The 7,282-nt window shown below is 65.6% G+C and carries 4 protein-coding genes; 3 read left to right on the top strand and 1 reads right to left on the bottom strand.

The window, feature by feature from the left end; translation table 11 throughout:
* The coding region (locus tag CAG33_RS27875; protein WP_139832995.1) for a retention module-containing protein at positions 1-1,730 on the bottom strand (1,730 nt) is incomplete at its 3' end.
* A gap of 536 nt (positions 1,731-2,266) precedes the next feature.
* Between CAG33_RS27875 and CAG33_RS27870 the strand changes: the two genes are divergently transcribed.
* The 3 genes from CAG33_RS27870 (at position 2,267) to CAG33_RS27860 (ending at position 7,240) form a co-directional block, all read left to right on the top strand.
* A complete protein-coding gene (locus CAG33_RS27870; protein ID WP_085584948.1) occupies positions 2,267-3,625 on the top strand; it encodes a TolC family outer membrane protein in 1,359 nt (452 codons plus the stop codon).
* Positions 3,626-3,708: 83 nt separating this feature from the next.
* Positions 3,709-5,868: a type I secretion system permease/ATPase gene (locus tag CAG33_RS27865; RefSeq protein WP_085641276.1), complete on the top strand. Its 2,160-nt coding sequence runs from the start codon at positions 3,709-3,711 to the stop codon at positions 5,866-5,868.
* Between the two features lie 10 nt (positions 5,869-5,878).
* Positions 5,879-7,240 (top strand): HlyD family type I secretion periplasmic adaptor subunit, encoded by a 1,362-nt coding sequence (locus tag CAG33_RS27860; protein ID WP_085584952.1) that lies wholly within the window; start codon positions 5,879-5,881, stop codon positions 7,238-7,240.
* Positions 7,241-7,282: the final 42 nt, after the last annotated feature.

Raw genomic sequence — 7,282 nt, 5'->3', positions numbered from 1 at the left:
TTCGGCAGGTCGTCGATGATGTTCACGTCCAGCGTGCCGTTGGCGGTGGTGCCGTTGTCGTCCACCACGGTGACGGCGAACTGCTCAGGCAGGTTGTTCGCGCCGTTGGCGTTGGGGTGCGCCTCGTTGTCCACCAGGGTGTAGCTGTAGCTCACCACGCCGGTGGCGGCGTTGAACCCAGTGATGGTCAGCGTGCTGCCCAATGGGGTCACGACGGATTGCGGGAACCCTGCCGCCACGCCGTTGGTGACCACGGCAATGCCGCCCACGGTCAGGGTGGTGACGCCGTCCAAAGCGGTGACGGTGAACGTGCCGCTCTGGGTGAGCGCCGCCGAATCAGGCGCGCTGCCAAGGGACAGGTTCTTCTCGAACACCGTCACTTCGCCCCCTTCGACGTTCAATCCGCCGATGACGACGGGATCGTCATTGTTGTGGACCTGCAGCACCAGGTTCGCCGTGCTGGTGTCGCCATCGGCGTCCCGCAGGGTGTAGGTGAAGGTCTCGGTGCCGCTGCCGCCGCCGTGCAGGTTCTTGAAGTCGGCGTCGCTGGTGTTGAGCGTGTAGGTGTAGGTGCCGTTGGCGTTGAGCACCAAGGTGCCGTAGGTGCCGACGAACGTGCCGCTCACCACCGGCCCGCTGTCGGGGCCGACGGGGATGCGGTCGGCGCCCTGAACATCGTTGGGCAGCACATTGCCGGTCAGGGTGAGGGTGGTTTCCGAGGCGGTCGAGGCATTGCTGTCGTCCACGGCCTTGGGCACGTCGTCGGTGATGTTGACGTCCAGCGAGCCGGTCGAGGTGTCGCCGTTGCTGTCCCCGGCCACCACGGTGAAGTGTTCGCCGAGGCTGTTGGCGCCGTCACCCGATGCATGGGTTTCGCTGCCGTTGAGGGTGTAGCTGTAGGTCACGGTGCCCGTCGCCGGGTTGTAGCCGATGACGGTCAAGGTGTTGCCCAGCGGCGTGGTGACCGACTGCGGGAAACCTGCGGCCACGCCACCGACGATCACGTTGATGCCGCCGATGCTCAGGCTGGTCAGGCCGTCGGGGGCGGAGACCGTGAAGCTGCCGGTCTGGATCAGCGCCCCCGGATTGGCGGCGGAGCCGTCAGGCAGGTTGGCTTCGTTGACGGTCAGTTCGCCCCCCGGCACGTCGAGGCCGCTGAGGGTGACGGGATTGTTGACCGGCGGCACGACCGGCGCCGGGGTGTTGTCGCCGTTGTCGATCACGGCGTTGTGGCGCTCTTCGGGAAACTCGGGAATGCCGCCGAACCCGGCGGTGGGGAAACCGATGATCGGATCGACCCGCCCGCCCACTTCGGTCAGCAGCACGAAACTGTGGCCGCCGCCCAGCTCGCCGGGCGCACCGCCGGTCGCACCGGGGCCGGCCGCGGTGGCTTCGGCGGATTTCGTCGGATCTTCGCCGGCGGCGATGGCTTTCTGGATCTGCTCGACGTCGGTCAGCTGCGCTTCGCTGGGGGTCAACGCTTCCGGGGTGTCGACATGAGTGGCCTGATGGGCCAGCAACTGGCCGGTCATGGTCAGGCTGCTGTCGCGGCCCAACGTCAGTTCCTGGCCGTTCTGCAGGTGCACCGCCACGGCGCCTTCGGCCCCCGTGACCAGCTGATCGCCGGCGTAGAGCCGGTCGCCTTCGACCAAGGCGCGACGGCTGCCGTCGCCCCCCACCGCAAAAACCTGACCCACGACCTTAGTGACGATCCCGATGAGCGTTGCCATGTGCATTTCCTCCGCTGCCGACCACCGTCGGCGCTGGTTCGCGAAGCAGCCCATGGCTCAAGCGGGTTGCCGGGGCGACGCTCTCGCACCTCGGCAGTTCGTTTCGCAGGTCGCGCAGGACCGGGAAATGTCAGTGCCCTCAAGCACTTGTGATCCCTGATCACTGCAGCACGCCCACTAGCGCTACGTAACGGTGGTGAATCACCCGAGTGACAAAAAACTGTCGCCCATTGACCGCTACGCGTCCCTCCCCTTTAGCAGTACTTCGCCGTATGTCGCAAAGTGAGTGGAACTTTCCTCAAGCCTTTCTGTGCTCCCTAAAGCTCATAAAACAAAGGCTTTCGAGAGGAACAATGTGCCGATTTCGGCCAAGCGCATAAGTTTTTTTCGGCATAACCCATATGAAAAATTTTTCTTAGCTACGCTTCAGGATGTTCTTAGCTCTGTTGTTAAAGAGATGAAACGCTTTTTACAACAAAAATCGTCAATAAATTGGCGACAGTGAAACACCATCAGGACTCAGGGAGATGTAAACCATGCGCGTATTGACCCCCCTCTGCAGTGCGGTTTTGCTGGCCATGGCTTGCACTTCCCAGGCTCAGGCCATGAACCTCACCGAAGCCATCCAGAGCACCATCGCCACCCACCCGGAACTGGCCTCGCGCGTGGACGCCCGCCTGTCCGCGGATGAGCAGGTGAAGGTCGCCAAGGGCGGCTTCTACCCGTCGGTGGACCTGAACGCCGCCTACGGGCGCGGCTACAGCGACAACACCAATACCCGGGCCTTCGGCAACCACCACACCGAAATCCTCAACTACACCCAGTCCGAACTGCGCCTGCGGCAGATGCTGTTCGACGGCTTCAACACCGCCAACGAGGTCGAGCGCACCAAGGGCGTGTCCAACTCCCGCGCCTACTATGCGCAAGGCACCGCCCAGGACCTGGCCCTGCGCACCATCGAGGTCTACCTCGAAGTGCTCAAGCGCCGCGAACTGGTGACCCTGGCCAAGAACAACCTGCAGGCGCACCTGCGGGTCAACGACCAGATCGGCCTGCGCACCGAACGCGGCGTGGGCAGCACCGCCGACTCCGACCAGTCGGTGGCCCGTAAGGCGCTGGCGCAGAATAACCTCGACACCGCCGAGGTGGACCTGGCCGACGCCGAGTCGAACTTCTACAGCGTGGTCGGGCGCATGCCCGACGAGCTGGAGGCCCCGCCCTCGACCCGCGGCGAGATGCCCGCCGACCTGCGCGAGGCCCAGCAGAGCATGGTCGAGAACAACCCTTACCTGAAATCCGCCCAGGCCGACGTGCAATCGGCCGAGAGCCAGTACGAAGTCGCCAAGTCGCCGTTCTACCCGCGCTTCGATGCCGAAGCCGCCGTGGGCGCGAACAACAACGTGCAGGGCGACGAAGGCCACGACAACGAATGGCGCGTGGGCGTGGTGATGAACTACAACCTGTTCCGCGGCGGCAGCGACAAGGCTCGCCTGGCGTCCGACGCGCACCAGATCAACCAGGCGATGGACATCCGCAACAACGCCCTGCGCCAGCTCAACGAGAACATCCACCTGGCGTGGAACGCGATGGTCAACGCCAAGAAGCAGACCCCGACCGCCCGCGAATACGCCGAGACCACCAAGCGCGTGCGCGCCGCCTACCAGGACCAGTTCGGCCTCGGCCAGCGCACCCTGCTCGACTTGCTCGACAGCGAAAACGAGCTGTACAACGCCAACCGCCGTTACACCGAGATCCGCTACACCGAAGAGTTCTCGATGTACCGGGTGCTGGCGAACATGGGCCAGTTGCTGAGCAAGCAACGGGTGGTGCTGCCCGCCGATGCGATCGCCGCCACGGAAGTGAAGAACGAGGCGCGTCTGCCCGAACTGAAGTAGCTCGTCTGAAGTGATTCGCTGCGGCGAGGGCGCTTGCTCCCTCGCCGCAGGTCATCGGCCCTTCATCAAGGGGAGCGATCGGTATGACCAGCATGGAACCCGGCAACACCGGGATCGATCCGCGGCTGAGTTTCGACGACCCGTTGCTCGACGGACTGTTGATCCTCTGCAAACTCCACGGCGCCATCGTCAGCCGCGCCAGCCTGAGCGCCGGCCTGCCCCTGGACAAACAACGCCTGAGCCTGGACCTGCTGCCCCGCGCAGCGGCACGGGCCGGTCTGCAGGCGCGCCTGCTGCGCCGTGAGCTGAAGGACATTTCCCCGCTCAACCTGCCGGTGCTGCTGCTGTTGAACAACGGCCGCACCGCCGTGCTGCGGCGCCTGGCCGACGACGGCAAGGCGCTGATCCTGCCCAGCGAGGCCGACGGCGGCGAGCAGTGGGTCAGCCACGAAGAGCTCGCCGGGCACTACAGCGGCCAGGCCCTCTTCGCCCGGCCGCGCCATGAACTGGAAGACCTGCGCTCGCCGCTGGTGCCGCGGGTGCAGGCGTGGTTTCGCGACACCCTGAAGCTGTCGAAATGGCTGTACAGCGACGCGATCCTCGCCAGTTTCCTGATCAACCTGCTGGGCCTGATGGTGCCGCTGTTCGTCATGCAGACCTACGACCGCGTAGTGCCGAACCAGGCCACCTCGACCCTGTGGGTGCTGGCCATCGGTCTTTTGATCGGCACCGGCTTCGAACTGGTGCTGCGGGTGGTGCGCGCGCACCTGCTGGACACCGCCGGCAAGAAGACCGACGTGATCCTGTCCGCGACCCTGTTCGAGCGCATCACCGGCATGGCGATGAAGGCCAGGCCCGCGACCATCGGCGGGTTCGCCCAGAGCATCCACGACTTCCAGGGCCTGCGCGAATTCCTCACCGCCGTCACCCTGACCAGCCTGATCGACCTGCCCTTCGTGGTGCTGATGCTGGCGGTGATCGGCCTGCTCGGCGGCTGGCTGGTGGTGATTCCGCTGGCGGCGTTCCCGGTCACCATCGTGTTCGCCCTGGTGATCCAGGCCCGCCTGCGCGACACCGTGCAGAAGAGCCTGAGCCTGGGCGCCGAGCGCCAGGCGCTGCTGATCGAGACCCTCGGCGGCCTGGAGACCCTCAAGGCGTGCAGCGCCGAAAGCGAGCGCCAGCACAAGTGGGAAAGCACCCACGGCGCCCTCACCCGCCTCGACAGCCATGCGCGCAACCTCTCGGCGCTGGCGACCAACGGCACGCTGTTCATCCAGCAGTTCTCGGGGATGGCGACGATCGTCGCAGGGGTCTACAGCATCATCGCCGGCAACCTGAGCGTCGGCGCGCTGGTGGCCAGCTACATGCTCGGCAGCCGTGTGCTCGCGCCGCTGGGGCAGATCGCCGGGCTGATCACCCGCTACCAGCAAGCGCAGCTGACCATGAAAAGCACCGACGCCCTGATGGCCCTGCCCCAGGAGCGCGACGGCAAGCAGCGGCCCCTGGAGCGCACGCAACTGCAAGGCGCGCTGGACGTCAACGGCGTGACCTTCCATTACAACGGCCAGAACGCCCCGGCCCTGAACCACATCAGTTTCAGCCTCAAGCCCGGCGAACGGATCGGCATCATCGGCCGCAGCGGCTCGGGCAAGAGCACCCTGGCGCGGCTGGTGATGGGCTTCTACGAGCCCGGCGAAGGCCAGCTGCTGCTCGACGGCCTGGACCTGCGCCAACTGGACGTGGCCGACCTGCGCCAACAGGTCGGTTACGTCGCCCATGACCTGCCGCTGCTGGCCGGCAGCCTGCGCGACAACCTGACCCTCGGCGCCCGCTACGTCAGCGATGCGCGGATGCTCGAAGTGGCCGAACTGACCGGCGTCACCGAACTGGCCCGCCAGCACCCGCAAGGCTTCGACCGGCCGGTGGGCGAGCGCGGGCAACTGCTCTCCGGCGGCCAACGCCAGGCGGTGCTGCTGGCCCGGGCGCTGCTGCTGGATCCGCCGATCATGCTGCTGGACGAACCCACCAGCGCCATGGACAACAGCAGCGAAGACGCCCTGCGCCAGAAGCTCCACGAACAGGTGCAAGGCAAGACCCTGCTGCTGGTCACTCACCGCACCTCGATGCTGAGCCTGGTGGACCGGTTGCTGGTGCTGGACAACGGCCGGATCGTCGCCGACGGTCCGAAGGAAGCGGTCATCGATGCGCTGCGCAAGGGCCGGGTCGGCTCGGCTGCGGTCTAGGAGTTGCCCCATGTCTGCTTCTTCGTCTTCAAAACAGCGCGGCTACTTCGACAGCTTCGGCAAAAGCGCCGAGGCCGAGTTCATGCCGGAAACCGCCGGCGCCTCGCTGCAGGATTCGCCGCGGGCCTCGCGCATCACCGTGTGGCTGGCGGCGGCGCTGCTGATCAGCGCGCTGGTGTGGGCCAGGTTCGCGGTGCTCCAGGAAGTGACCATGGGCGAAGGCAAGGCGATCCCGTCGAGCAAGGTGCAGGTGATCCAGAACCTGGAGGGCGGCATCGTCACGGAAATCTTCGTGCGCGAAGGCCAGATGGTGAACAAGGGCGACACCCTGCTGCGCCTGGACGACACCCGGTTCCTGTCGAACAAGGGCGAAAGCGAGGCCGACCGCTATGCGCTGATGGCCCAGGTCGAGCGGCTGTCGGCGGAGGCCGAGGGCCGGCCGTTCACGGTGTCCGCCGAAGTCAGCGGCAAGGCCCCGCAGGTGGCCGAGGACGAACGCTCGCTGTACGAACAACGGCAGCGGCGACTGGCCAGCGAACAGCGCACTCTCAGCGAGCAACTGCGGCAGAAGACCCAGGAACTGGCCGAGTTCCGCTCCAAGCAAGGGCAGTTCAGCTCAAGCCTGGCGCTGGTCAATCAGGAGATGAACATGTCCGAACCGCTGGTCAAGACCGGCGCGGTCTCCCCGGTGGAGATCCTGCGGCTCAAGCGCAGCGCGGTGGAGATCCGCGGCTCGCTCAACGCCACCACCCTGGCGATCCCCCGGGCCGAATCGGCCATCGCCGAGATCCGCAGCAAGATCGACGAATCGGAGCAGACCTTCCGCTCCGAAGCGGCCAAGGAGCTCAACGAGAAACGCACCGACCTGTCGAAGATCACCGCGTCGAGCATCGCCATCGACGACCGCGTCAGCCGCACCACCGTGACCTCGCCGGTGCACGGGGTGATCAAGCAACTGAAGGTCAACACCATCGGCGGCGTGGTGCAGCCAGGCAGCGACATGGTGGAGATCGTGCCGCTGGAGGACAACCTGCTGATCGAGGCCAAGGTGCGTCCGCAGGACGTGGCGTTCCTGCATCCGGGCCAGAAAGCCATGGTCAAGTTCAGCGCCTACGACTACACGATCTACGGCGGGCTCAGCGCCAAGCTGGAACTGATCGGCGCCGACACCATCACCGACGACAAGGGCAACAGCTTCTACCTGATCCAGGTGCGCACCGACAAAAACCATTTGGGCGGGGACGTGAAGCCACTGCTGATCATCCCGGGGATGGTGGCGACGGTGGACATCATCACCGGCGAGAAAACCGTGCTGGACTACCTGCTCAAGCCAGTGCTCAAAGCCCGGACCGAGGCGATGCGCGAACGCTAGTGATTATCCGGAATTTGTGCTGATAGGCATGGCCTCATCGCT

This window comes from Pseudomonas sp. B3(2017) (genome assembly GCF_002113595.1).
In the GTDB taxonomy this organism is placed as follows: Bacteria; Pseudomonadota; Gammaproteobacteria; order Pseudomonadales; family Pseudomonadaceae; genus Aquipseudomonas; species Aquipseudomonas ekonensis.
This window is presented reverse-complemented; position numbering and strand designations above follow the sequence as displayed.